Source organism: Streptococcus parasanguinis (assembly GCF_016648925.1).
Classification (GTDB): domain Bacteria; phylum Bacillota; class Bacilli; order Lactobacillales; family Streptococcaceae; genus Streptococcus.
This window is the reverse complement of record NZ_JACLQX010000004.1, coordinates 35,236-61,343: the sequence shown is the minus strand read 5'-3', so window position 1 is coordinate 61,343 and position 26,108 is coordinate 35,236. Positions and strand designations below refer to the sequence as shown.

Sequence of the window (26,108 nt, the reverse complement as noted above, 5' to 3'; positions counted from 1 at the left end):
GAAATTATGACAGAGGATAAACAGCAAGAAATTCAAGCGCAAGAATATGATGCCAGTCAGATTCAGGTCTTGGAAGGACTAGAAGCCGTTCGCATGCGTCCGGGGATGTATATTGGATCTACCTCAAAAGAAGGTCTTCATCATCTGGTCTGGGAAATTGTAGATAACTCGATTGACGAAGCCTTAGCCGGTTTTGCTAGCCATATTGAAGTTTTCATTGAAAAAGACAATTCGATCACGGTTGTCGATGATGGTAGGGGAATTCCAGTGGATATCCAAGAAAAGACGGGTCGACCTGCCGTTGAAACTGTCTTTACCGTGCTCCACGCGGGAGGAAAATTCGGCGGAGGTGGCTACAAGGTTTCTGGTGGTCTTCACGGGGTAGGGTCATCTGTTGTCAATGCCCTTTCCACATCCCTCGATGTTCGCGTCTATAAAAACGGCAGTATCCATTACCAAGAGTATCGTCGTGGACAAGTTGTGGATGATTTGAAAGTCATCGGAGAGACAGATCGGACAGGGACAACTGTTCACTTTATTCCAGATCCAGAAATCTTCACGGAAACGACTGAGTATGATTTTGAAAAATTAAACAAACGGATTCAAGAATTAGCCTTTTTGAATCGTGGTTTGCGTATTTCTTTGACGGATAAGCGCGAAGGCTTAGAGCAGGAAAAGCATTACCACTACGAAGGTGGGATCTCTAGTTACGTCGAATATATCAATGAAAATAAAGATGTCATCTTTGAAACACCCATCTATACAGATGGGGAAATGGATGATATTACCGTTGAAGTGGCGATGCAATATACTACGGGCTACCATGAAACCGTCATGAGTTTTGCTAATAACATCCATACCCATGAAGGTGGTACTCACGAGCAAGGTTTCCGTACAGCTCTCACTCGTGTCATCAATGATTACGCTAAGAAAAATAAACTTTTAAAAGAAAACGAAGACAATTTAACAGGAGAGGATGTTCGGGAAGGTTTAACAGCAGTTATCTCAGTTAAACATCCAAACCCACAGTTTGAAGGACAAACCAAGACAAAGCTTGGAAATTCAGAAGTTGTAAAAATTACCAATCGACTCTTTAGTGATGCCTTTTCTGATTTCCTTTTGGAAAATCCACAAATCGCTAAGAAAATCGTTGAAAAAGGGATTTTAGCAGCGAAAGCTAGGGTAGCAGCTAAGCGGGCACGGGAAGTGACCCGTAAGAAATCGGGACTTGAGATTTCTAACCTGCCTGGTAAATTGGCAGACTGTTCTTCAAACAACCCACAAGAAACAGAACTCTTCATCGTCGAAGGGGATTCGGCTGGAGGATCTGCTAAATCAGGTCGGAATCGTGAATTTCAGGCAATTCTTCCAATCCGTGGTAAAATTTTGAACGTTGAAAAAGCAAGTATGGACAAGATTCTTGCCAATGAAGAGATCCGTAGTTTATTTACTGCTATGGGAACTGGATTTGGTGCTGAATTTGATGTCACAAAAGCGCGTTATCAAAAATTAGTCATCATGACCGATGCCGATGTCGATGGCGCACATATTCGAACTCTTCTGTTGACCTTGATCTATCGCTATATGAAACCAGTCTTGGAAGCGGGATATGTTTATATTGCGCAACCACCAATCTATGGGGTCAAAGTCGGTAGTGAGATCAAAGAATATATCCAACCTGGTGCGAACCAAGAAGCAGAATTAGCTGCAGCTTTGGAACGCTATTCAGAAGGTCGCTCAAAACCAACCATCCAACGCTACAAAGGTCTTGGGGAAATGGATGATCACCAATTATGGGAAACAACTATGAACCCCGAACACCGCTTGATGGCACGGGTATCAGTAGACGATGCTGCGGAAGCAGATAAGATATTTGATATGTTGATGGGGGACCGCGTGGAACCACGTCGGGAATTTATCGAAGAAAACGCTGAATATAGTACACTCGATGTATAAAATTCAACGAACGCTTCCCATTAATGGATATTTTATGGTATAATTACTAGGATTACGTTCAAGTAATACGATGAAGGAGTTTTTATATGTCTAGTGGACTAATTGTTCTCATCTTTATTGTCGCCCTTATCTTGATTGTAGGATATGTGGTTGCAGTCATTTTGAGAAAACGAAACGAGGCCTTACTGGCAGCACTGGAAGAACGAAAAGAAAAGTTATATAACCTTCCGGTCAACGATGAAGTTGAGGCCGTAAAAAACATGCATTTGATTGGTCAAAGTCAAGTTGCATTTCGTGAATGGAATCAAAAATGGGTAGATTTATCCTTAAATTCATTTGCTGATATTGAAAACAATCTGTTTGAGGCGGAAGGCTACAATAATTCTTTCCGTTTCATGAAGGCTAAACAAGCCATTGACAATATCGAAAGTCAGATCCAATTGATCGACGAAGATATCAAGGCGATTCGCCAAGCCCTTTCAGATCTTGAAGAGCAAGAACAAAAAAATAGCGGACGCGTGGTTCATGCCTTAGATATGTTTGAAGAGCTTCAAAAAGAAGTCACTTCAGATCCAGATCGTTATGGCAGTGCACTTCCTGAAATTGAAAAGCAAATTGGAAATATTCAATCTGAGTTTTCACAATTTGTCACCTTGAATTCTTCAGGTGACCCTGTTGAAGCAGCTGAAATCCTTGATACAGCTGAGAACCATATTGTGGCCTTAAAACAAATTGTTGAGCGAGTGCCAGAAATTGTCACTGCTCTTCAGTCAAAACTTCCAGACCAATTAGAGGATTTGGAAAGTGGCTACCGCAAGCTTTTGGAATCTGGCTACCACTTCACTGAAACAGATATTGAATCTCGTTTCCAACAGTTGCATGCTTCCTTGAAGAACAATATGGCAAATGTATCCGCCCTTGAATTGGACAATGCCATTTACGAAAATGAACAAATTCAAGAAGAAATCGATGCATTGTATCACATCTTTACTCGTGAAATTGAATCACAAAAAGTTGTGAAGAAGTTAGTGAAACAACTGCCGGGCTATTTGAAACACGCAAAAGATAACAATAGCAACCTTGCAGCAGAAGTGGAACGCCTTGGTAAAACATTCGTCTTGAATGAAGCTTTCAGCCAACAGTTAAAAGAGTTGGAAGCTGAGCTATCTTCACAAGAAAATGTGGTAGAAGATGCCTTGAAAGATTCATCTGAAACACAAAAGGCCTATTCTATCGTAGAAGAAGAATTAGAAGCCATTGAAGCTCGCTTGAAAGAAATCGAAGATGAGCAAATTGGCTTAAGTGATTCCCTTTCAAAAATTGAAAAAGACGATGCCAATGCTCGCCAAAAAGTTAATATCTATGCCAACCGTTTGCATGCCATTAAACGCTATATGGACAAACGAAACTTGCCAGGAATCCCTCAAGAATTCTTGGAATTATTCTTCACAGCAAGCAACAATACAGAGGCTTTGATGGATGAGTTGGAAGGGGATAAAATCAACATCGAATCAACCAATCGTTTGTTAGATATTTTGACCAATGATATGAATGAATTGGAAGAAGCGACTTATCGAATTGTACAAAATGCTACTTTAACGGAGCAGTTGTTGCAATATTCAAATCGCTATCGTTCATTTGATGATCATGTTCAAGCTGCCTTTGATGAGTCCCTTTATATTTTCGAAAGAGAATATGACTATGCGGCTTCCTTCAAAGTCATCTCAGATGCTTTGGAGATGGTAGAAGCTGGAGTGACCGATCGCTTTGTTACTTCGTATGAAAAAACTCGGGAGCAAATTCGCTTCTAATAACAAAAAAACGACTTTTTAGGAGGTCGTTTTTTTTATCTTCAAATGATCATTGAAACTTGAAATTTAAACCCTATTTTTGTATAGTAAGGGAGAAATAAGAAGGGAAAGCGATGAAAGAAGTAACAGGTCTCCTCGTTATGGATGTAGATGGAACTTTGATCCAACAAGAAGGAATTGATTTACTAGCTCAAGAAGCTGGCGTGGGACAAAAAGTAGCAGAGATTACGGCACAAGCAATGAATGGAGAGTTGGATTTTAAAGCATCTTTACAGGCGCGTGTCGCTTTATTGAAGGGATTAGAGGCCTCTATTTTTCCGAAAATTGTAGAGCAGATGGACGTCACACCGGGAGCTAAGATCTTAATCACGGAACTTCATCAAAGAGGTTACAAGGTTGGTCTTGTTTCAGGGGGATTTCATGAAGTCATCGATCCTATCGCGAAGTCTTTAGGAATTGATCTGGTTCGTGCTAATCGTTTGCAGACTTTTGATGGCCGTCTGACAGGGAAAGTGCTCGGAGAGATTGTGACCCCTGAAAGAAAAAAAGACTCCCTCCTGACATGGGCGAGAGAAAATCATATTCCACGAAGTCAGACGATTGCTATGGGAGATGGTGCCAATGATCTTCCCATGATTGAAACAGCCGGAATCGGGATTGCCTTTATGGCAAAGCCGATCGTTGCCGAACGAGCTCCATACCGTATTGAGACGAGGGATCTAAGCCTTGTTCTTGAAATTCTAGACCAGCATAGAAAGGAAACAGCATGCATATCCTACTAGCACCGGATTCATTTAAAGAATCCTTATCTGCCAAACAAGTAGCAGAAGCCTTGAAAAAAGGATTTCAAGAGGCTCTACCAGATGCAACTTTTGACCTCCTTCCTATAGGGGATGGTGGCGAAGGCACCATGGAAACCCTAGCTGGAGTTCTGGATGTAACGGAGTACCAAACGCAAGTAACCGGACCATTTGGACAGCCTGTTTCAATGTCTTACTACCAAAAAGATGAGATGGCCTTTTTTGAGATGGCGTCTCTTGTCGGTTTAGGGTCGATTCCAGCTGAAAAACGAAATCCTCTTGAACTGGAAACACGAGGAATTGGTGAACTTATTTTGCAATTGGTTGACCAAGGGGTTAAAACGATCTGTGTGGGAATTGGCGGTTCTGCAACGAATGATGCTGGGATTGGGATGGCAGCTGGATTAGGGGTAGCCTTCTATGATGATCAAGGCCATCTGCTTCGTCCTGTAGGAGCTTCGCTCGGTCGTGTGGCTAGAATAGATACCAGTGCGGTTCCAAAAGCTTTAGAAGACATCGAGCTCCAAGTCTTAACGGATGTAACCAATCCTCTCTGTGGCAGTCAAGGAGCGACCTATATCTTTGGTGGGCAAAAGGGATTGAATCCCCTTCTGTTTCCAGCTGTTGATCAGGCTATGCAGGATTTTTACCAGCTTGCTGATGCACGAATATTGTCCATGCCTGGCGCCGGAGCTGGAGGTGGCATGGCTGCTGGCTTGGTTGTTTTTGCGGGAGGTCAGATTTCCTCAGGAATTGAAAAAAGCCTCGATTTGATTGACTTTGATCACAAAGTACAAAAAGCTGATCTGGTCGTCGTTGGGGAAGGTAGGATGGATCTCCAATCTCTTTCTGGGAAGGCTCCTGTCGGGGTAGCCAAACGAACACCAGAGAAGATCCCAGTGCTTGCTATTTGTGGTAGCTTAGCGGAGGATTTGCCTGCTTTTCCTAGTCATCACATTGATGCTGCCTTCTCTATCGTAAATGGTCCTTGTGAGGTAGCAGATGCACTCGCTCACGCTGAAAGAAATTTAATTTCCTGCGCTCGAAATATTGGGAACCTTTTGAAAATAAAAGCAAACTAAAAAACCAATGGAAAGGAGATGTTCCCTTCCATTGGTTTTTCTTTAGCTAAAGAGACGTTTCCAAAATGATTTCTTTTCTGGACTGGCAGTCTCTTCTTTCTTTTCAAACAAATTTGGATACTGGAGACTCATATCTGTTGGAGAAATTCCAGATGGGTGGTCAGTATGGATGATGAGACCAAAGGGGGAATGGCGACAGTCATCCGAAACGATGCTCGCTACCAAGCCAAGGTCCTTGGTTTTTTTCAAATATTGTAGCTGGCTGCTTTCATCTAAAGCTGGAGAGATCTTGACCAAAATAGGTTGAAAGCGCTCTGAAATATCAGTGAGGATTGTCGAATACTGCTCCAGGTACATCTTGTCCCTTGCCTCCTCCAAGGTGCATGAAGCAATCACCCGTTCCTCATACGTCTCCAAAAATCGACGCTGCTCATCCGGATTGAATCGAGTAGGACCAGCAGCTTTTTCTAAAATCGTTTTATTAATATCTGTCATAAGCTTAGTATAGCATAAAGCGCAGCAGAAGAGTAGAAGAATGCTAAAAAATTAAATAAGGAAGGGAAATGGAAGAAAATAAGGCAGTGGAACCGTTTTCTTGTTAAAAACTTCTCAATTTTCGTAGATTTCCTTGTTTTTTCTTGAAAAAATAGCCTAATTACGATATGATAGAGGAGTAAAAAATATAACTCAATAAGGAGAGTAAGAAATGTCAATTATTACTGATGTTTACGCTCGCGAAGTCCTAGACTCACGCGGTAACCCAACACTTGAAGTAGAAGTATATACTGAATCAGGTGCTCATGGACGTGGTATGGTTCCATCAGGAGCTTCTACTGGTGAACACGAAGCAGTTGAACTTCGTGACGGTGACAAATCTCGTTACGGTGGTCTTGGTACTCAAAAAGCTGTTGACAACGTAAACAACATTATTGCTGAAGCAATCATCGGCTATGATGTACGTGATCAACAAGCTATCGACCGTGCTATGATCGCTCTTGACGGTACTCCTAACAAAGGTAAATTGGGAGCAAACGCAATCCTTGGTGTGTCTATCGCTGTAGCTCGTGCTGCTGCTGACTACCTTGAAATCCCACTTTACAGCTACCTTGGTGGATTCAACACTAAAGTTCTTCCAACTCCAATGATGAACATCATCAATGGTGGATCTCACTCAGATGCTCCAATCGCTTTCCAAGAATTCATGATCGTACCTGCTGGTGCACCTACATTCAAAGAAGCTCTTCGTTGGGGTGCTGAAATCTTCCACGCACTTAAGAAAATCCTTAAAGGTCGTGGTCTTGAAACTGCCGTTGGTGACGAAGGTGGATTCGCTCCTCGTTTCGACGGAACTGAAGATGGTGTAGAAACTATCATCGCTGCTATCGAAGCTGCTGGTTATGTTCCAGGTAAAGACGTATTTATCGGATTTGACTGTGCATCATCAGAATTCTACGATAAAGAACGCAAAGTTTACGATTACACTAAATTTGAAGGTGAAGGCGCTGCTGTTCGTACTGCTGAAGAACAAATCGCTTACCTTGAAGGATTGGTTGACAAATACCCTATCATCACTATCGAAGATGGTATGGATGAAAACGACTGGGAAGGTTGGAAAGCTCTTACTGAACGTCTTGGTGGTAAAGTTCAATTGGTTGGTGACGACTTCTTCGTAACAAACACTGATTACCTTTCACGTGGTATCGAAGAAGGTGCTGCTAACTCAATCCTTATCAAAGTTAACCAAATCGGTACTCTTACTGAAACATTCGACGCTATCGAAATGGCGAAAGAAGCTGGTTACACTGCCGTTGTATCACACCGTTCAGGTGAAACTGAAGATTCAACAATCGCTGACATCGCAGTTGCAACAAACGCAGGACAAATCAAGACTGGTTCACTTTCACGTACAGACCGTATCGCTAAATACAACCAATTGCTTCGCATCGAAGATCAACTTGGTGAAGTAGCTGAATACCGTGGATTGAAATCATTCTACAACCTTAAGAAATAATCTAGTTTACTAGACTAAAAAGATCCTTGAGTTTTCTCAAGGATCTTTTTTGCTTGTGGTAAACAAAAATTCCTCAACCAGATAGTTGAGGAATCGTCTTATTAGAACAAGCCTTTGATTTTGTCCAAGGCACCGCTGACCATTTCATTTCCAGATACAAGCCCTTTGGCTTGTTCAAGGTAGTCGCCAAGGTTGTCTTTGTTGTCATCAACAAATTTCTTTGCAGCGTCGAAATCTTTCTTTTCGATCATTTCTTTCACTTGGTTAAATAAGTCCAATGGATTCATGTTAGGATCTCCTAAAATATAAGTTGTGAAGTCAGGCTCACGCCTTTTTCTCATCTATTTAATCATTTTTTTAGAGGTTTGACAACTAAAACGACTTAATGAAAAACCGTACAAACGGCCTCTGGAACATAGAAGTCGTCGGATAGAAGGGTCAATTTTCCGCTAGCAGAATCCCGCTTGAAGACCGTGGCATTAGGTGAATCTTGATGGGCTACGATCAAATAGTTTTGATCAGGACTAAGTGTGAAATCTCGTGGATTGAGGCCTTGAGTTGGAACAATTTCAATCAGTTCTAGGCTACCATCAGCCACAACTTTGAAGACAGCGATGGAATTGTGAGCACGGTTAGATGCATAGAGGAATTTTCCATCAGCTGAGAGCTTGATCGCAGAAGCCCATTTTTGACCATCGTAGTCTGATGGAAGTGTGGAAACAGTTTGGAAGTGTTCGAATTCACCCATACCATCATAAAAGAGTACATCGATCGTAGCATTTAATTCATTGATGAGATAGGCAGTCTTATAGTGAGGATGAAAGACCAGGTGACGAGGTCCTGCCCCTGGGGCTGTTTGATACTGATTGATCAGGGTTAGGTTTCCTTCCTCACTGACATCATAGACATGCAAACTATCTGTTCCTAGGTCACACGTGATTAAGTACTGATCTGGCGTAAGGTCTGCATAGTGGGTATGTGGACTTGATTGATTGGCATGAGGACCACTTCCTTGGTGGGTGTCTTGATCGACAAAGGACAAACGCCCATCTGCCTCTAGCTTATATACGAGAACTTGGCCTTTGTGATAGTTGGATCCATAGACCAGTTGACGCTTGTCATCGACAGAGACATAGCAGAGTGGAGCCCCTTCTTCGACAACGTGATTGAGCGGCTGAAAATCAGCTGTAAAACTTGCGATTCCTCCTTTTCCCTCTTCAGCTCCGACACTGTAGAGGTTGCCTTTTTCAGAAAAAGCGATATAGGTTGGATTGGGCTCGGCTGCCACTAGTTCAAGATGGCTCAATGTCCCTGTTTCAGGGTCAAATTGTGCCTTGTAAATTCCTTTGGATTCTTTTTTGGTATAGGTACCGAAATAAATGGTTTGAGACATAGGTCACCTCGTATGATTTGTTAGGTTTATTATATCAAAGGTCCTATTGGAAGGCAATTGCTAGTTGAAAAGGCGAGGGCCTTTCTTTCTTATTTTGCTAGTTTTTTCGTAACTTCAAGCTCAAAAAATGCTAAAATAGAAACAGATTGAAATGAAAAGGAGTTCTCTGTGGATAATAAAGAAAAACAGTTTAGTTTGTCCTGGTTTTTTAGATGGTTTTTAGACAACAAGGCCATTACCGTATTTTTAGTTACCTTGCTCTTGGGCTTGAACCTTTTGGTTTTGAGTAAAATCACTTTTATTTTTATTCCTATTTTTGAGTTTGCAGGAGCAGTCATGTTGCCAGTCATTATTTCTGGTTTGCTCTATTACCTGCTCAATCCTATTGTCGACTTTCTTGAAAGAAAAGGACTCAAGCGGATTTTTGCGATTTCCTTCGTCTTTTTCTTGATTGCAGTGCTCTTAATCTGGGGTCTAGCTGTCGTGATTCCAGCTGTTCAACGACAAGTGGTGAGTTTCTTTCATAACCTGCCGTCTTATTTGGAGAAGGCCAATGCAACCATCGACGATTTTCTAGACAATCGCGTCTCCTCAGATATCAAACCTCAGTTAGATGAGATCACCAAGGAATTGTCTGCAAACATTACTTCTTGGGCCAGTTCGATCTCTGGGCGGGCTGTCAATTGGGTCAGCAACTTGATCGGAGTTGCTTCGCAAGTCATCGTTGCCTTGATCATCATGCCTTTTATTGTTTTCTATCTTCTGCGAGATGGAAAAAATTTAAAGGGTCACATTGTTCGCTTCTTACCGACTAAGATTCGTAAATCGGCTGAACAAGTTCTCTCAGATGTCAACACCCAACTCTCCAACTACGTTAGAGGGCAAATTACGGTAGCCATTGTCGTCGCTATTATGTTCATCATCTTCTTTAAGATCATTGGCTTGCGCTATGCGGTGACACTAGGGATCTCTGCAGGGATCTTGAATTTGATCCCTTACTTGGGTAGTTTCTTAGCCATGTTACCTGCTTTAGTCTTAGGCTTGGTAGCAGGACCAGAGATGTTTATCAAGGTCTTAATTGTATTTGCCGTGGAGCAAACCATTGAAGGACGTTTCGTATCTCCTTTGGTTTTGGGAAGCCAGTTAAATATCCATCCGATTACCATTTTATTTGTGCTCTTGACCTCAGGATCTATGTTTGGAATCTGGGGAGTTTTCCTTGGAATTCCAGTCTATGCATCTGCTAAGGTGGTTATCGGAGCTATCTTTGAATGGTATAAGGTCGTCAGTGGCTTGTATGAAGAACACAATGAAGTAGAAGAGGAAACACACAGTGAGTCATAGTCAACAAATGGTAGAAGCTCTCGATCGGCAAGAGCTAGAAGAGGCAGAAGTTCAATTTCAACAGGCCTTGTTAGAAGATAGTGAAGCACAATTATTGGATTTAGGTCAATATCTTGAAAGTATCGGTTTTTACCCTCAGGCAAAAGAGGTTTACGAACAGATTGCAGAAACCTATCCAGAAGTGTATTTGAGTTTAGCAACCATCCTTGCAGAGGAAGGCCAAATGGAAGAGGCCTTTGCTTATTTAGAAGAAATTGGACCTGAATCAAACTGGTATGTGGCCAGTCTCTTGGTTAAGGCGGATCTCTATCAGATGGAAGGCCTAGCAGATGTAGCGCGTGAAAAATTAGTTGAAGCTGCTCATTTGTCTGATGATCCGATCATTCAATTAGGGCTAGCTGAAATTGATCTGGAATTGGAACGCTATCAAGAGGCTATCCAAGAGTATGCCCAGTTAGACAATCGGGAGATTTTGGAAGCAACAGGAATTTCCACCTATCAACGGATTGGTTTTGCCTATGCCAATCTTGGTAAGTTTGAAGCAGCTGTTCCTTTCTTAGAGAAAGCTCTGGAGATTGAGTTTGATGACCAGATTGCTTACGAATTAGCGACCCTATTGTCTGACCAAGAAGAATTCCAAAAAGCCCTGATCTACTACAAACAAATTGATACCTTGTCGCCTGATTTTGAGGGCTATGAGTATGGTTATGCCTTGGCTTTACAGGCTGAAAATGACCGTGAAAAAGCGCTTGAGATTGCTAAACAAGGGATCCAGAAGAATCCATTTGATGCCCAATTGAAGCTCCTTGCTTCTCAGCTTTCTTATGAACTCCACCAACCTGAGCAAGCAGAAGCTTATCTATTAGAGGCTAAAGAAGTGGCAGATGATATAGAAGAGATTGCTCTTCGCCTGACCACCCTTTATTTGGAACAGGAACGCTTTGACCAAGTCTTGGATTGGCAAAATGAAGAAGTCGAAACGGTTGTCACCCGTTGGAACATTGCCCGTGCTTTGGCTGCCTTGGAGAAAACAGAAGAGGCCGTCTCAGCCTACCAAGAGCTCTATGAGGATTTAAAGGACAACCCAGAATTCCTCGAAGCCTATGTTTATTTGTTGCGTGAGGCTGGAGATGTGACGAAGGCGCGTGAAGTGGCTAATCAGTATTTGGCGATCGTACCAGACGATGTGCAGATGCAAACCCTCTATGATAGCCTCTAATCAAAACCATATCGTGAAGATTCGGAATAGTTTGTGGTATACTGGTAGAAGATAGAATGAGGAGAGAAAAACATGGAACCAGTGAAACTTTTTCAATATAATACCTTAGGTGCCCTAATGGCGGGTCTGTACGGGGGGTCATTTACGATAGGAGAACTCTTAGAACATGGGAACCTCGGAATTGGGACGCTGGATTCTATTGATGGAGAGTTGATCGTATTAGATGGTAAGGCATATCAGGCCAAGGGATCTGGCGACCATCCTGAAATTGTTGAAGTTTCTCCGGATGCCAAGGTTCCTTATGCAGCAGTCGTTCCTCACCAAGCAGAAGTGATTTTCCGCCAACGTTTTGAAATGACAGACGAGGAATTGGAAGCTCGTATTGAGTCTTATTATGATGGGGAAAATCTTTTCCGCTCCATTAAGATTCATGGTGACTTTGCCAAGATGCATGTCCGTATGATTCCAAAATCAACACCAGAGATGAAGTTTGCAGAGGTTGCAACCCATCAGCCAGAGTATACACGAGAAAATGTCACTGGAACCATCGTCGGTTTTTGGACACCAGAAATTTTCCATGGCGTGAGCGTGGCTGGTTATCATTTGCACTTTATCTCAGATGACCACACCTTTGGTGGCCATGTCATGGATTTTGTCATCACAGAAGGAATTGTAGAGGTGGGGGCCATCGATCAGCTGGATCAACGTTTCCCAGTTCAAGACCGTCAGTACCTCTTTGCTAAATTCAATGTTGATGAGGTCAAAGAAGACATCAATAAAGCAGAATAAAAAGGTTGAGCATCGCTCAACCTTTCGTATTGAAGATAATGTTATTTAAGAAACTTTCCTTAGGTGAGAACGGACGTCAGCGAACTTCAAAGAAGTTCCATGACTTAGTTTTGGACCTAAGGTTCCAAAACTCCCGAGTGCTAGAAACAAGATTGTTTCTAGCACTTTTCTCACGGCGGAAAGTTTCAATATATGTTGAATGATCCTAAAAGTAGACCTCATTTTTTTCAGCATACGTAGAACAATTTGTCTACATTCTAAAAGGTTGAGCGTCGCTCAACCTTTTATATTTGAAATCAGTCCGTTAGTTTCATGGCTTTGATTTTTTCTTCTTCTGGGGTGACCCGCAGAGTCTTTTGGCCTGTGTAGGTGACAAAGCCGGGCTTTCCACCAGTTGGTTTATTGAGTTTCTTAGCTTCGATCATATCTACTTGGACCAGGTTTGAGAGACGGGCCTTGGAATAGTAGGCGGCCAACTCTGCAGCATCGGTCTTCACTTCATCCGATGGATTTAGATTTCCTGTAATGACGACATGACTTCCCGGGATATCTTTTGCATGGAACCAGAGCTCGTCTTTTTTAGCGATCTTAAAGGTCAGTTCATCGTTTTGCAGATTATTGCGACCCACTAAAATGATGGTTTTGCCATCACTAGCCAGGTATTTTTCTGGTTTTTTCCGTTTATGGATTTTTTCTCGGTTGCGCCGTTTGATAAAGCCGGTCTGGATTAACTCTTCACGAATCTCTGCCACCTCAGCCAGGCTCGCTTGAGAAAGGGCCGTTTCAACCGTTTCAAGATAAGAAATGGTTTCCTTGGTTTCTTGAATGAGGATGGTCAAATGTTTAACGGCTTCTTTTAACTTCTGGTAGCGTTTGAAGTAGCGTTGCGCATTTTGGTTGGGGGTCAGAGCCTTATTGAGTTGGATGGTGATGGGTTCGTTGGTATAGTAATTGTCCAGGACAACCTGGTCTTGGTCGTTTGGTACCTGATGGAGGAAGGTGGTCAGTAATTCTCCTTTTTGGCGGAATTCTTCCGCATTGTCGGTCGCCGCTAACTCCGCTTCTTGTTTGGCTAATTTTTTTCGGTTCTTTTCAAGATCGTTTTCGACCTTGCGGATCAATTCACTAGCCTGTTGTTGCACCCGATCGCGCTCAGCCTTGTCTCGGTAATAGTCATCTAGCAGATCGGAAAGTGTCTCAAAGGTTTGACTAGTGGCATCTTCAAAGGGAATAGCCGAGAAGGATTTGGTCGTTAGGCGTGGCTCAGTTGGAGCTTGGAAAAAGGCACGGAAGGTTTTTAATTTTTCATCCGTCTCAAGTCGCTTGGCCAATTCTTGAGACGTATCTCGCCCCAAACCTTGGAAACATTTTTGAAGGTTCTTTGGGCTTAACTCTTCTTTGTGAAGAAGGGCAAAAAGGGCTTCATCTCCAATTGTAAAAGGATTAACCGCGTCTGTTTTCGGAGGGGCTACATAGATTGATCCAGGAAGAATGGTCCGGTAGCTATTTTGTGAGAAGCCGACATGTTTGATGGCCTCGATGATTTTATTGCTGGTCCGGTCTAGGAGAATAATATTACTGTGCTTGCCCATGATTTCGATCATTAAGCTGACAGAAATGGCATCTCCAATTTCGTTTTTATTGGAGACACGGATTTCGAGAATCCGGTCGTTCTCCAATTGCTCAATCCCTTCGATGACAGCGCCTTGAAGATATTTACGCATGACCATAATAAAGGTATTAGGAAAGGCAGGATTTTCAAAGTTGGTTTGGGTCCGTTGGATCCGTCCGAAAACAGAATGGGCAGAGAGTAAGAGTTTTTGGTTTTTCCGATTGCCTCGGATTTGGAGTACCAATTCTTGCTCGAAAGGTTGATTAATTTTTTGAATGCGACCACTTAAGAGTTCGGCCTTCAATTCTTGCACCATATGGTGTAAAAAAAATCCATCAAAAGACATGGGATTCCTCATCATTCTAGCTGTTATTCTAGTAAATTATATCAAAAATAGAGCGGAAATCCCAGAAAGAAGCAAGGGGATGTAATATAGAAAATGCGAACGTTTCCAAAAAAATACTGAAAAAGTATTGACTTTTTTGAAAGAAAACTTTAAAATGTAAGAAATTAGAAAAGTAGTAAATGAAAGTTTCAAGAGAGCCCACGGTTGCTGAGAGTGGGTAGCGGCAGTTTATGAAATTGGACTAATGATGAGATGAATTTGAAACAATAAAAATTCGGTTGGCACACCTTATCGTGCAACTTGTTGCTAGACAAGACAGAGATATGGGGGGAGACTATCCTTTTCCCATAAGTGAGGTGGCACCGCGATGACACGTCCTCACATAGCTTTTGCTATGTGTGGGCGTGTTTTTTGTTTTAGATGAGAAGGGAGAAAAGATATGAAGAAACGATGGCGTCGCATTCTTTAGAGGATGAAAAATAGAAGAAAATGAAAAAATAGAAGAGGTAGTAAAATGAAAAATAAACGGTTAATGGGAATTATTGGTTTGATTGCAGCAGCAGTCATTGGGACAGCGATCTATTCAGCTACAGCTGGTAAGGACAACAAGGCAGCAACTAGCAATGAAAAGGCAAAAGTTGGGGTCTTGCAGTTGGTCAGCCACCCTTCGCTTGATTTGATCTACAAGGGGATTCAAGATGGTCTAGCTGAAGAAGGCTATGACAAGGACAAAGTGGACATTGATTTCCTCAATGCAGAAGGGGACCAAAACAAGGTTGCAACTATGAGTAAGCAATTGGCAGAAAAAGATAATCAAGTCTTGATTGGGATTGCAACCCCATCTGCTCAAGGTTTGGCTAGTGCAACCAAAGACAAACCAATTGTCATGGGTGCTGTAACCGATCCAGTCGGTGCAAACTTGGTCAAAGATTTGAAAAAACCAGGTGGCAATATCACTGGGGTATCTGACCACAATCCTACTGAGCAACAGTTGAAATTGATCAAAGAGTTGACTCCAAACGTAAAAACAATCGGGGTTCTTTACTCAACCAGTGAAGACAATTCTAAATCTCAAGTAGAAGAATTTACAAAATTGGCTGAAAAAGCAGGCTACAAGGTGGTTCCGTATTCAGTTCCTTCTACAAACGAAATTGCTTCAACAGTATCGGTTATGTCAGGTAAAGTGGATGCTATCTGGGTTCCAATCGACAATACCATCGCATCAGCATTCTCAACTGTTGTTGAAGCCAATAAAGATGCTAAAAAACCAATCTTCCCAAGTGCGACAGCCATGGTAGAAGCTGGTGGCCTTGGTTCAGTCGTTGTCGACCAACATGATCTTGGGGTAGCAACTGGTAAAATGGCTGCGAAGATCTTGAAAGGTCAAAAACCTGCAGACACACCTGTTGAAATCTTTAGCCAAGGAAAATCTGTCATCAATAAAAAAGTCGCAGATGAATTGGGCATTACTATTCCAGAATCTGTCTTGAAAGATGCTGGACAAGTCATTAAATAAAAAGAAAACGAATCACAAGAATGGCAGGGGAATTTGGCTTTGGCAGGTCTTAAAATCGTGACCTTTAACAATATCTACAGTGCTCACAACCAACTATGTTACTCATGGTAGAGGAGAAAGATATGGAAGTTAAGATAACAGACCTTCATCCGACCCAACTATACTTATCAGAAAAGAAGTTACAAGCTATCCAGATGCTTGATCAGTCGGCAGAAATCATCAATATGGATCCAATTAGTATTCTTACATTTGGAAATCGCTTCTTGATTACAGACGGGCATCACAGGGCTTATCAGGCTTTATTGGCAGGTCGGGATACGATTTCTGCTGAGTTTGATAGAGATGGTGGCGATGACTTGTATGCTCTCTATGCGCAAGCTTGCGAGGAAAGAAAGATAGACTCTGTCTTGGATTTAAAAAATCGTATCTTACCTCAAGATGAGTATGAAGCAAAATGGTATAACTGGTGTGATGGTTTTAACCAAGCAGCAACTCTTCTATTGAGAAGGAAAGCAGATGAAACCGACCAGGCAAATAGATAATGCATTACGTCCTGTTCCTTCTTCTATTGAAATTAGTCTCATCTAACTTGTTTTTTAACTAAAAATCTGATAAACTAGATAGTAATTGAATAGAAATCTGCAAGACTAGTACCTCAAGGGAAGTGCGACAGGGAGAAGAGCCGTGACTGAAAGCTCTTTGCATGAAAGCTGGGTGAATTCACTTGCGCAAGGATTTAGAAATTAAGGTCTGGTATACAGATAAAAAACGGATGGTACCGCGTGTCAACGCTCCGATTAGGAGAAGGCACGCGGTTTTTTTCTATGTCTGTAGATGGACCATGATGGAGGAAATATGTCAACGATTGAAGAACAACTAAAAGCGCTTCGAGAAGAAACGCTGGCAGCCTTGAAGCAGATCTCTGCTGAAAATGAAAAAGAGATGCAAGAACTACGGGTCTCTGTTCTTGGGAAAAAAGGATCTCTGACGGAAATTCTTAAAGGGATGAAAGATGTCTCTGCTGAAATGCGTCCGGTTATCGGGAAACACGTCAATGAAGCCCGTGATGTCTTGACGGCTGCCTTTGAAGAAACCGCCAAACTCTTGGAAGAAAAGAAAGTCCAAGCTAAACTAGCGAGCGAAAGCATCGATGTGACCCTTCCAGGTCGTCCAGTCGCTAGTGGTTACCGTCATATCTTGACCCAAACCAGTGAAGAAATCGAAGATATCTTTATCGGGATGGGGTATCAAGTCGTAGACGGCTTTGAAGTCGAGCAAGACTATTATAACTTTGAACGGATGAATCTGCCTAAAGATCACCCAGCGCGGGATATGCAGGATACCTTCTATATCACAGAAGAAATCTTGCTTCGGACCCATACTTCACCTGTACAGGCGCGGGCGATGGATGCGCATGACTTTAGCAAGGGACCTTTGAAAATGATCTCTCCAGGGCGTGTTTTCCGTCGGGATACGGATGATGCTACCCACAGCCACCAATTCCATCAAATCGAAGGCTTGGTCGTTGGGAAGAACATTTCTATGGCCGACCTTCAAGGAACGCTTCAGTTGATCGTGCAAAAGATGTTTGGTGCAGAACGCCAAATCCGTTTGCGTCCTTCTTACTTCCCATTCACTGAGCCATCGGTTGAGGTGGACGTTTCTTGCTTCAAATGTGGTGGAGCGGGATGTAACGTATGTAAGAAAACTGGTTGGATTGAAATCATGGGAGCCGGTATGGTTCACCCACGCGTCCTTGAGATGAGTGGTATTGACCCAACAGTCTATTCAGGATTTGCCTTTGGACTTGGTCAAGAGCGTGTGGCCATGCTTCGTTACGGAATCAATGATATCCGTGGCTTCTATCAAGGAGATGTTCGCTTCTCAGAACAGTTTAAATAATCATGTTAGTTAGAGTAAAAATCGATCAATTAGAGACCTTACGTGACCTAGAAGTGGAAACCTATCGGGATACCTTTGGTCCCTATATTGTTGAGGAAGATTTGGAAGATTACTTCTCTACTGTGCTCTCTTTGGAGCAAATCGAGAAGGATCTGCTAGATCCAGAATCTGAAACCTATTTTGTCCTCAATGAAGAACAAGAAATCTGTGGTTTTCTCAAGATCAACTGGGATCAGGCGCAGACCGAGCCAGTAGAGATGGATAAGTCCTTTGAGATCCAACGGATCTATGTCAAGAAGGAATGTCAAGGGGCTGGTTTCGGCAAGGAAATGTTCACCTTTGCACTGGATCAAGCCAAGAGTCGTGGCTTTGAGTGGGCTTGGCTAGGTGTATGGGAACGCAACTTTAAGGCGCAAGATTTTTACTACCGCTTTGGATTTGAACGATTTAGTGAACACCAGTATATCACCGGAGATACCGTGGATACAGACTGGTTGTTGCGCAAGCATTTGAAGGAGAATCCGTAAGCTTAATTGTGGGTTCAAATTGAGAGAAAGGAATTGAGAAGATCTCACCTAGTGGGATCTTATGATCGGAATTATGTTAGTATCATATAAATGGTTAAAACAATTGGTGGACGTGGATGTGCCATCAGAAGAGTTGGCTGAAAAAATGTCAACCACAGGGATCGAGGTAGAAGGTGTGGAATCACCTGCTGCTGGTCTCTCAAAAATTGTCGTCGGTGAAGTCTTGTCTTGTGAAGATGTACCCGAAACACACTTGCATGTCTGCCAAGTCAATGTGGGGGAAGAAGAAGCACGTCAAATCGTCTGTGGAGCACCAAATGTGCGCGCTGGCATCAAGGTTATGGTGGCTCTTCCAGGTGCTCGCATCGCGGACAACTACAAGATTAAAAAAGGGAAAATCCGTGGTTTGGAATCCCTTGGGATGATCTGTTCACTTGGTGAGTTGGGCATTTCTGATTCTGTTGTACCGAAAGAATTTGCAGATGGGATCCAAATCTTGCCAGAGGATGCTGTTCCAGGAGAAGAAGTCTTCTCTTACCTAGACTTGGATGATGAAATCATCGAACTTTCCATCACTCCAAACCGTGCAGATGCCCTTTCGATGCGTGGGGTAGCACATGAAGTAGCAGCCATCTATGACAAGGCAGTCAACTTCAGAGACTTTACCTTGACCGAAACGGACCAAGCTGCAGCAGATGCTCTTTCTGTCAGCATTGATACAGACAAGGCTCCTTATTATGCAGCTCGTATCTTGGACAATGTGACCATTGCACCAAGTCCACAATGGTTGCAAAACCTCCTCATGAATGAAGGTATCCGTCCCATCAATAATGTGGTTGACGTGACCAACTATATCCTGCTTTACTTTGGTCAGCCTATGCATGCCTTTGACTTGGATACCTTTGAAGGAACTGATATCCGTGTACGTGAAGCGCGTGCTGGTGAGAAATTAGTGACCTTGGATGGGGAAGAGCGTGAGTTGGAAACAAGTGACCTCGTGATTACGGTTGCTGACAAAGCAGTAGCCCTTGCAGGTGTCATGGGGGGAGAGGCTACAGAAATCTCTGAAAAGTCTACTCGTGTCGTCCTTGAAGCAGCTGTCTTCAATGGCAAATCGATCCGTAAGACCAGCGGTCGCCTCAACCTTCGTTCTGAATCATCTTCTCGTTTTGAAAAAGGCATCAACGTGGCAACTGTTAATGAAGCCCTTGATGCGGCAGCAAGCATGATTGCTGAATTGACTGGTGCAACCGTGCGTAAGGGCATTGTTTCAGCAGGACAGTTGGACACTTCTGATGTAGAAGTTTCTTCTACTCTTGCAGACGTGAACCGTGTCCTTGGAACAGAGCTTTCCTACGCGGATGTCGAAGATGTCTTCCGTCGTCTTGGTTTTGGCCTTTCTGGAAATGCAGAAAGCTTCACAGTGAGCGTTCCTCGTCGCCGTTGGGACATCACTATCGAAGCGGACCTCTTTGAAGAAATTGCTCGGATTTATGGTTATGACAAATTACCAGCAACCCTTCCAAAAGATGACGGGACAGCCGGTGAATTGACAGCGACACAAAAATTACGTCGTCAGGTTCGGACTATTGCTGAAGGGGCTGGTTTGACAGAAATCATCACTTATGCTTTAACAACTCCTGAAAAAGCCGTTGAATTTGCGACTGCGCCAAGCAATTTAACAGAGCTCATGTGGCCAATGACTGTGGATCGTTCAGTCCTCCGTCAAAATATGGTTTCAGGTATTTTAGATACAGTTGCCTACAACGTAGCGCGTAAGAACAAAGATTTGGCCCTCTATGAGATCGGAAAAGTCTTTGAACAGACAGGCAATCCAAAAGAAGACTTGCCAAATGAAATCAACAGCTTTGCTTTTGCTTTGACAGGTTTAGTTGCTGAAAAAGACTTCCAAACTCCAGCTGTTCCAGTTGACTTCTTCTATGCTAAGGGAATCTTGGAAGCCCTCTTTGCTCGCTTGGGTCTTGAAGTGACTTATACAGCAACACAAGAAATCAAGAGTCTCCACCCAGGACGTACAGCCTTGCTCTCACTTGGTGACCAGGTGATTGGGGTCTTGGGGCAAGTGCATCCTGTAACAGCTAAGTCTTATGATATCCCAGAAACCTATGTGGCAGAATTGAACTTATCTGCTATTGAAGCAGCTCTTCAACCAGCCGCAGCCTTTGTGGAAATCACCAAATTCCCAGCTGTGAGCCGTGATATCGCCCTTCTCCTCAAAGCAGAAGTGACTCACCAAGAGGTAGTCGATGCCATTCAAGCTGCTGGCGTGAAACGCTTAACAGCTATCAAACTCTTTGACGTCTTCTCCGGTGAAAAACTAGGACTTGGCATGAAGTCTATGGCCTACAGTTTGACCTTCCAAAATCCAGAAGATAGCTTGACGGATGAAGAAGTCGCACGCTACATGGAAAAAATCCAAGCTTCACTTGAAGAAAAAGTCAATGCAGAAGTGCGGTAAATCGTAAAAACATGAAACAGTTGAGAATTTCTCAGCTGTTTTTTTGAAATCAAATAATTATAATGATTGTCTATTCTGAGTTTATTATTCTTTAATATATTGACTAAATAATTATTTTATTAGATAATTAGGTTATTAATAATTAGTGTTTCATAATTGGTCACTACTATGAATGGAGTTTATTATGGATTTATTTAATCAAATTGGGAAAATGACATCTGATTTAGCTAATGGCATTGTCAAAGAAACAGGAAAAGTATTAAATGATGCAGGGAAAATTGCAGGAGATGTTACGAATAATATTGCAGGAGTAACGGGTGATGTTGCTAGAAATACAGGAAAATTTGTTGGAGAAGTTTCTAATAATGTTATAAAAACATCTAGTGATGTAGTACAAAATACAGGAAAATTTGTAGGCGAGGTGACTGATAACGTGGTGAAAGTCACAGGTGATGTCGTTACTGAAACAGGAAAGATTGCAGGAAATGTAGTGAATCAAGTCGGAAAATCTGCCAATAATATAAAAGAGCAAGTTAACTCTGTTGATTTATTTAATGATAAATTACGAAGGAAAGCAGTAGATGAGTTTAATCAATCTGTTTCAAAATATGAATTAAAATCAAAAGAGCTAATACATTCATCGAATGAATTGTATAATGTTAGAGAAGAAGCTGTGGAAGTCGTAGGAATTCTTGAGAAGAGAATTAGTGAATTAGCTAACTCTCCGAAAGAATTTAAAACAAATTTGCAAATGATAAAACATGAAATCCATAACTTTCAAGATAAGAAGGACCAGATAAAGAAAGCGGAGTTTGATGCTAAAGCTGCAGGCGGTAGTAGTGCTGCAACTGCATCTCTAAGTGCATTGGGAGTGGCTGTTGCAACATTAGGACCTACTGCAGCTATGGGTATTGCAACTACTTTTGGAGTAGCTTCAACTGGTACAGCAATTTCTAGTTTATCAGGAGCGGCAGCAAGCAATGCAGCTTTAGCATGGCTAGGAGGAGGAGCATTAGCAGCTGGTGGAGGTGGAATGTCAGCAGGTAATGGTTTGCTTGCTCTAGCAGGACCAGTTGGATGGACAATTGCTGGACTAATGTTAACTGCGTCAATTGGAGCAGGTGTGTATGCAAATTTTAAAAATGATGAAGCGATTAAAGAGGCAACTGAACAGAGGAAGAAGGTTGAATTTTTAATTAAAAGCACTCAAAAATCTAATGAAGAAATAAAGAAAATGATAGAATTCACGAAAAAACAGATTTTAGAGTTAAGTGAATTAAATAAAAATTTTACTGGAAATGATTATAGTTTATTTACTGATAATGAAAAGTATTTGGCAGGAATTCTAGTAAATTCAACACTTTCGCTTGCGCAGTTAGTTAATAAGGAAATCGTTATAGATGAAAATAAATAATGAATATATCCTGAATGAAGGGATTGCATATTATATTGATTTTTTAAATCATTTAAGATTGGAAGAATTATCGACCTCTTTAGAAAAAATAATACAAGCCAATAAAGATGAGTTATTAGAATTAGCAAAACATAATTTAAAAGCTAAAATTAGTCTAGACAAAGCTGAAGAAGAGATAAATAAGTTAATCCTTAATAATAGGGGAGGTAGTCGAGGATTACATGGATTCATTGCTGAGTTTGCGGAAGAAGGGGTCACAAATGCTTATAGAGCTTTTGAAGGAATGAGGAAATTAGCAAAAGTTTTAAATGATAATGGTCCAGCAGATTTAAATTTCGGAAAAAATCAAGTACAGATGAAATTTTACGATAATGTTTGTAAAGAATTGAAACAGGCTGCAAATTATCGAAATATGAAAATGATGATTCCGAAAGATCATGTTAAATTGATAAATAAAATTATGAATGGTGATGAATATATTACTTTCAATGGTAACCGACTGACAAAAAACACTATTGATAGAATTAAACTCTTAATAAGTGAAGAAAATAAAGCTAGACATGTGACATCTCATACTAAATGGTTAAATGCATCAAAATTGAATTATAAGGAAGTGCAGACTAAAAGTATTCGAAAAACACTATCTGCTATTAGAAAAGATATTTCAAATAAATCTGCTGAAAGAAGAGAATTAATTAATAACAATACTAATTTAGAGAAAAAAACCGCCTATATAAAATCGTTGCCTAGTTTAAAAGAGGCAAATCGTGCCGCTACAATTTCTTCAATAGTACAGGGAGGATTTAGTCTAAGTTCTAAATTGATACAGAAGTATCAAGAAGGCAAAGATATTTTGACATTCACTGATGAAGATTGGATAGACTGCGGAATGAGTGCAGGAGATGGTATTATGAAAGGTGGTATCTCATCTTATTCTATCTATGGGTTAACAAATGTTTGTGGAATGTCGGCTTCTAGTGCAGGCGCTATTTCGGCTGGAACATTTGGAATTATTCGACTTATACTTGATTATAGGATAGGAAAATTGAATGATGATGACTTTATTAATTTAGCATTATTTAATGCGATTGATGCAACAGGAGCTGCTTTAGGAGCATGTTTAGGGCAAGCGATTATTCCGATTCCTGTGGTAGGACCTGTAATTGGATCTATTGCAACAAGTATTATATTAGATATAGGTAAACAATTTTTGAGTAATCGTGAACGTAAGATGATTGAAGAGTATAACTCAAAAATGCAACATTATCTAAATAAACTAGATTTAAAATATCAAGAAATTTTTAATGAGATAGTTGAAAAGTATAAAAAACTAGGTGAGTTACAGAACTATGCTTTCGATGTTCAAATAAATATTTCCTTAAGACTTGAATATTCAGTTCAATTAGCGAGAGAATTGGATGTTGATGATAGTAATCTTTTACATAATATAAGTGAAATTGATGATTTTTTTTTGAGTTAGATTGTTTAATCTAATCATAAAATAGTAAGATTAACAAAGAAATTGTTTGTTTATGTTTGAAAGGTTAGTCAATGATAACTTCCATCAAGTTTTTTGAGGTTTCATGCCCTGCCTTTGATAGTAGTGTAGGGCTCTCCTTTATAGTCATTCCAGAAATGGAGTATTAGGTTGTAGCCACCGATTTTCTTGGCATAGTTGACAGGGAATGAATACAATTGATTGCCAATCTTTTGCCTCGAGCTACTTGATCTACACAAAAGAGGTTTTAATCAGACGAAGAAGTCGCACGCTACATGGAAAAAATCCAAGCTTCACTAGAAGAAAAAGTAAACGCAGAAGTGCGGTAACAAATGTGTATAGGAAAAACCGTTGATGAGATGCATCAACGGTTTTTTGATCAGTTTTATAAGATGGTTTCCATGACTGTTTCTTGAGGCTTCATTCCCTGTCTTTGATAGAAGCGAAGGGCTCTTTCATTGTCATTCCAGACATTAAGTGTCATGTTGTAGCATCCGATTTCCTTGGCATAACGAAGGGCAAACTGATAAAGTTGATCGCCAATTTTTTGTCCACGCGTTGCTTGATCGACACACAAGTCCTCGATGAAGATGGTTTTTATCGGATGAAGAACAGGATTGTCAGATACTTCTTTAATAGTGACAAAGAGATGCCCTAGGATTTGGCCATCTTCATTTTCATAGACGAAAATCGGTGTCTGCTCTTGCGTCATTAACTTTTCCAATTCTTCTTCACTATATTTTCCGCCACTTTCCTTGAAAATATCGGGACGAGCTTGGTGGTGAACGGAAAGAATCTGTTCTAAGAGACCAATCAAAGCAGGAATATCTTTTGGTTGCGCTAAACGAATCGTCATGTAGGTTCTCCTTAGTCGTATTTTCTATATTATAAAAATTTTTTACAGAGCTTGTCAATGGAAAAAGGATCGCTAAAAGGTGCGCAAATGCGGGCATTTTATTTCTTACCTCAAAATATCTATGTCAACCATCCTGCTATTTTTGACAAATATTTTTATTTTTTTGACAAATATACTTGTCAAAAAGAAAAAGAAGTGTTACAATGATTTTAGTTGAAAGAAGGGGAGGGTTTCTTATGGACGCCATTTGGATTCTCTTTATCCCTTTTCTAGTTATATTTTATACAAGCTCAGAAAAGAAGATAAAAAGGTTGAACAAACGCATCAAAAGATTAGAAAAACAAGTGAAAGGAAATCAAGACATGTCTAGACTTTTAGAAGAATTGAAAGGCCAAACGGCTACTGTTACAGTGAATGGTTTTGGAACCGAATATGAGATTATGGATATCGATGAAGATTGGGTGAAATTGAGCCGTGAGAATAAGAAAAAAGAGAAGGAAACCAAATTAGTTCGCATCGAAGATATTCAAGGTATTCAACTATAAGGGGGCGAAAGCCATGATCTTAAAAAATCGACTGAAAGAGCTGAGGGCGCGTGATGGGCTCAACCAATCCGAGCTAGCAAAGCTAGCAGGGGTCTCGCGTCAGTCCATCAGTCTCTTGGAGCGAGGGGAATACACCCCTTCGGTTATCATTGCGATCACCATCGCCCAGATTTTCAAGGAACTGGTGGAAAATGTTTTTAGTCTAGTAGAGGAAGAGGAATGAGTATGAAAAAGAAATATAAAGAAAGGTCAGCGCGTTACCGTTTTTGGAGAAACATAGGTATGCTCCTTTTAGGATTAATCATTGGCTTTTTGACAGGTTATTTTGGTTCAGATCATCCTATTGAAATCCAAAAGCTATTTGATCGAGATATGCTCTATATAGGGTCAATCATTTTATATCTGGTGAGCTTCGGAATTGCGTCTACTTATCTATTGTCGTCTCGCCAGTCTTATCAGATGATGGAGGAGACAGAAGATGAGGATGAGGCCTATCATTATGAAGGCCAAACGAGAAGGCTTTATGACTTGGCCGCGATATTTAAAGGCGTCATGATTGTTCCCTATCTATTAGTGATTTACTTCTCTTGCCAAAAACTAGTCTATGAAGAAAAACTAACAGGTACCCTTGGAAAATACACCATCCCGCTTGTTTTCCTTGGCTTGCTCCTTCTCACTTTTGGACTGGAACATCAGTTTCGAAAGATGTTTAAACAGATTTATGGAAAAGCGATCCCACGCAATGCTAGTGGGGCAGAAGTCCGTGAATTAATGATGAGCATGATGGATGAAGCAGAAAAACAAATTTGCTATGAGGAAAACTTCGATATTGTCTTTAAGTTAAGCAATTATGTCTTACCGATTTCTTTAATGGCGATATTCTTAGTTGGCATTACATTCCAGGCAGATATCTTGTTAGCATTAGTAGTTGTATCACTGATTTATGTTTATATCTTGGTCTCTCAGTACAAGATTACCAAACGTTATTATAAAGAGTAAAGGAGTCAT

23 protein-coding genes and 1 other annotated feature are annotated in these 26,108 nt (G+C 41.1%); of the genes, 18 read left to right on the top strand and 5 right to left on the bottom strand.

Going from position 1 to position 26,108, the window contains the following annotated elements:
* Positions 1-6: 6 nt before the first annotated feature.
* The 4 genes from gyrB (at position 7) to H7T97_RS02360 (ending at position 5,649) form a co-directional block, all read left to right on the top strand.
* Positions 7-1,956: a DNA topoisomerase (ATP-hydrolyzing) subunit B gene (gene gyrB / locus H7T97_RS02375; protein ID WP_049483373.1), complete on the top strand. Its 1,950-nt coding sequence runs from the start codon at positions 7-9 to the stop codon at positions 1,954-1,956.
* 86 nt (positions 1,957-2,042) lie between these two features.
* Positions 2,043-3,767, top strand: a complete 1,725-nt coding sequence (gene ezrA / locus H7T97_RS02370) for a septation ring formation regulator EzrA (protein ID WP_201089227.1) — start codon at positions 2,043-2,045, stop codon at positions 3,765-3,767.
* 113 nt (positions 3,768-3,880) lie between these two features.
* A complete protein-coding gene (gene serB, locus H7T97_RS02365) occupies positions 3,881-4,549 on the top strand; it encodes a phosphoserine phosphatase SerB (protein ID WP_201089225.1) in 669 nt (222 codons plus the stop codon).
* Positions 4,534-5,649: a glycerate kinase gene (locus tag H7T97_RS02360; protein ID WP_070674330.1), complete on the top strand. Its 1,116-nt coding sequence runs from the start codon at positions 4,534-4,536 to the stop codon at positions 5,647-5,649. Before serB ends, H7T97_RS02360 begins: the two co-directional genes overlap by 16 nt.
* Before the next feature lie 42 nt (positions 5,650-5,691).
* Here the strand turns inward: H7T97_RS02360 and H7T97_RS02355 are convergent, their stop codons facing one another.
* On the bottom strand, positions 5,692-6,144 hold the full coding sequence (locus tag H7T97_RS02355; protein ID WP_024055076.1) for a DUF1694 domain-containing protein: 453 nt from the start codon (positions 6,142-6,144) through the stop codon (positions 5,692-5,694).
* Between the two features lie 211 nt (positions 6,145-6,355).
* Between H7T97_RS02355 and eno the strand changes: the two genes are divergently transcribed.
* On the top strand, positions 6,356-7,660 hold the full coding sequence (eno, locus tag H7T97_RS02350) for a surface-displayed alpha-enolase (protein ID WP_049483377.1): 1,305 nt from the start codon (positions 6,356-6,358) through the stop codon (positions 7,658-7,660).
* A 101-nt stretch (positions 7,661-7,761) separates the two neighbouring features.
* Here the strand turns inward: eno and H7T97_RS02345 are convergent, their stop codons facing one another.
* Together H7T97_RS02345 and H7T97_RS02340 are read right to left on the bottom strand one after the other, a co-directional pair.
* A complete protein-coding gene (locus H7T97_RS02345) occupies positions 7,762-7,947 on the bottom strand; it encodes a hypothetical protein (RefSeq protein ID WP_003002861.1) in 186 nt (61 codons plus the stop codon).
* Positions 7,948-8,042: 95 nt separating this feature from the next.
* Entirely contained in the window at positions 8,043-9,053 is a 1,011-nt protein-coding gene (locus H7T97_RS02340) for a lactonase family protein (protein WP_049483378.1), read from the bottom strand.
* Positions 9,054-9,221: 168 nt separating this feature from the next.
* Between H7T97_RS02340 and H7T97_RS02335 the strand changes: the two genes are divergently transcribed.
* The 3 genes from H7T97_RS02335 to budA all read left to right on the top strand — a co-directional run bounded on the left by H7T97_RS02335 (position 9,222) and on the right by budA (position 12,405).
* Positions 9,222-10,397: an AI-2E family transporter gene (locus tag H7T97_RS02335; RefSeq protein WP_195529117.1), complete on the top strand. Its 1,176-nt coding sequence runs from the start codon at positions 9,222-9,224 to the stop codon at positions 10,395-10,397.
* Entirely contained in the window at positions 10,387-11,616 is a 1,230-nt protein-coding gene (locus H7T97_RS02330; RefSeq protein WP_201089223.1) for a tetratricopeptide repeat protein, read from the top strand. Before H7T97_RS02335 ends, H7T97_RS02330 begins: the two co-directional genes overlap by 11 nt.
* A 72-nt stretch (positions 11,617-11,688) precedes the next feature.
* Positions 11,689-12,405 (top strand): acetolactate decarboxylase, encoded by a 717-nt coding sequence (gene budA, locus H7T97_RS02325; RefSeq protein WP_195189484.1) that lies wholly within the window; start codon positions 11,689-11,691, stop codon positions 12,403-12,405.
* A gap of 296 nt (positions 12,406-12,701) precedes the next feature.
* Here budA and H7T97_RS02320 read toward each other — a convergent pair whose 3' ends face one another.
* A complete protein-coding gene (locus H7T97_RS02320; protein ID WP_045759654.1) occupies positions 12,702-14,363 on the bottom strand; it encodes an Rqc2 family fibronectin-binding protein in 1,662 nt (553 codons plus the stop codon).
* A gap of 150 nt (positions 14,364-14,513) precedes the next feature.
* Positions 14,514-14,746: a binding site (T-box leader), on the top strand.
* A gap of 131 nt (positions 14,747-14,877) precedes the next feature.
* Between H7T97_RS02320 and trpX the strand changes: the two genes are divergently transcribed.
* The 7 genes from trpX to H7T97_RS02285 all read left to right on the top strand — a co-directional run bounded on the left by trpX (position 14,878) and on the right by H7T97_RS02285 (position 23,681).
* On the top strand, positions 14,878-15,879 hold the full coding sequence (gene trpX, locus H7T97_RS02315) for a tryptophan ABC transporter substrate-binding protein (RefSeq protein WP_031574527.1): 1,002 nt from the start codon (positions 14,878-14,880) through the stop codon (positions 15,877-15,879).
* Between the two features lie 122 nt (positions 15,880-16,001).
* Positions 16,002-16,421, top strand: a complete 420-nt coding sequence (locus tag H7T97_RS02310; RefSeq protein ID WP_201089221.1) for a chromosome partitioning protein ParB — start codon at positions 16,002-16,004, stop codon at positions 16,419-16,421.
* A 313-nt stretch (positions 16,422-16,734) separates the two neighbouring features.
* Positions 16,735-17,781, top strand: coding sequence for a phenylalanine--tRNA ligase subunit alpha (gene pheS, locus H7T97_RS02305; protein WP_129299125.1), 1,047 nt, complete (start codon positions 16,735-16,737; stop codon positions 17,779-17,781).
* A gap of 2 nt (positions 17,782-17,783) precedes the next feature.
* Positions 17,784-18,308, top strand: a complete 525-nt coding sequence (locus H7T97_RS02300; protein WP_201089219.1) for a GNAT family N-acetyltransferase — start codon at positions 17,784-17,786, stop codon at positions 18,306-18,308.
* Positions 18,309-18,381: 73 nt separating this feature from the next.
* Positions 18,382-20,787 carry a phenylalanine--tRNA ligase subunit beta gene (pheT, locus tag H7T97_RS02295; RefSeq protein WP_201089286.1) on the top strand — a complete coding sequence of 802 codons (2,406 nt, stop codon included), beginning with the start codon at positions 18,382-18,384 and terminating at the stop codon, positions 20,785-20,787.
* Between the two features lie 184 nt (positions 20,788-20,971).
* Positions 20,972-22,201 (top strand): hypothetical protein, encoded by a 1,230-nt coding sequence (locus H7T97_RS02290; protein ID WP_229289732.1) that lies wholly within the window; start codon positions 20,972-20,974, stop codon positions 22,199-22,201.
* Complete coding sequence (locus H7T97_RS02285) at positions 22,188-23,681, top strand: hypothetical protein (protein WP_195487645.1); 1,494 nt, start codon at positions 22,188-22,190, stop codon at positions 23,679-23,681. The genes H7T97_RS02290 and H7T97_RS02285 overlap by 14 nt, the downstream gene beginning before the upstream one ends.
* 403 nt (positions 23,682-24,084) lie before the next feature.
* Here H7T97_RS02285 and H7T97_RS02280 read toward each other — a convergent pair whose 3' ends face one another.
* Positions 24,085-24,555 carry a GNAT family N-acetyltransferase gene (locus H7T97_RS02280; RefSeq protein WP_049482275.1) on the bottom strand — a complete coding sequence of 157 codons (471 nt, stop codon included), beginning with the start codon at positions 24,553-24,555 and terminating at the stop codon, positions 24,085-24,087.
* Positions 24,556-24,791: 236 nt separating this feature from the next.
* On the opposite strand from H7T97_RS02280, the gene H7T97_RS02275 reads away from it, so the two are divergent.
* The 3 genes from H7T97_RS02275 to H7T97_RS02265 are packed head-to-tail and all read left to right on the top strand — an operon-like array spanning position 24,792 to position 26,099.
* Positions 24,792-25,100, top strand: coding sequence for a hypothetical protein (locus H7T97_RS02275; protein ID WP_049482296.1), 309 nt, complete (start codon positions 24,792-24,794; stop codon positions 25,098-25,100).
* Positions 25,101-25,113: 13 nt separating this feature from the next.
* Complete coding sequence (locus H7T97_RS02270) at positions 25,114-25,323, top strand: helix-turn-helix transcriptional regulator (RefSeq protein ID WP_201089217.1); 210 nt, start codon at positions 25,114-25,116, stop codon at positions 25,321-25,323.
* Complete coding sequence (locus tag H7T97_RS02265) at positions 25,320-26,099, top strand: DUF3169 family protein (RefSeq protein WP_173018849.1); 780 nt, start codon at positions 25,320-25,322, stop codon at positions 26,097-26,099. Before H7T97_RS02270 ends, H7T97_RS02265 begins: the two co-directional genes overlap by 4 nt.
* Positions 26,100-26,108 lie beyond the last annotated feature (9 nt).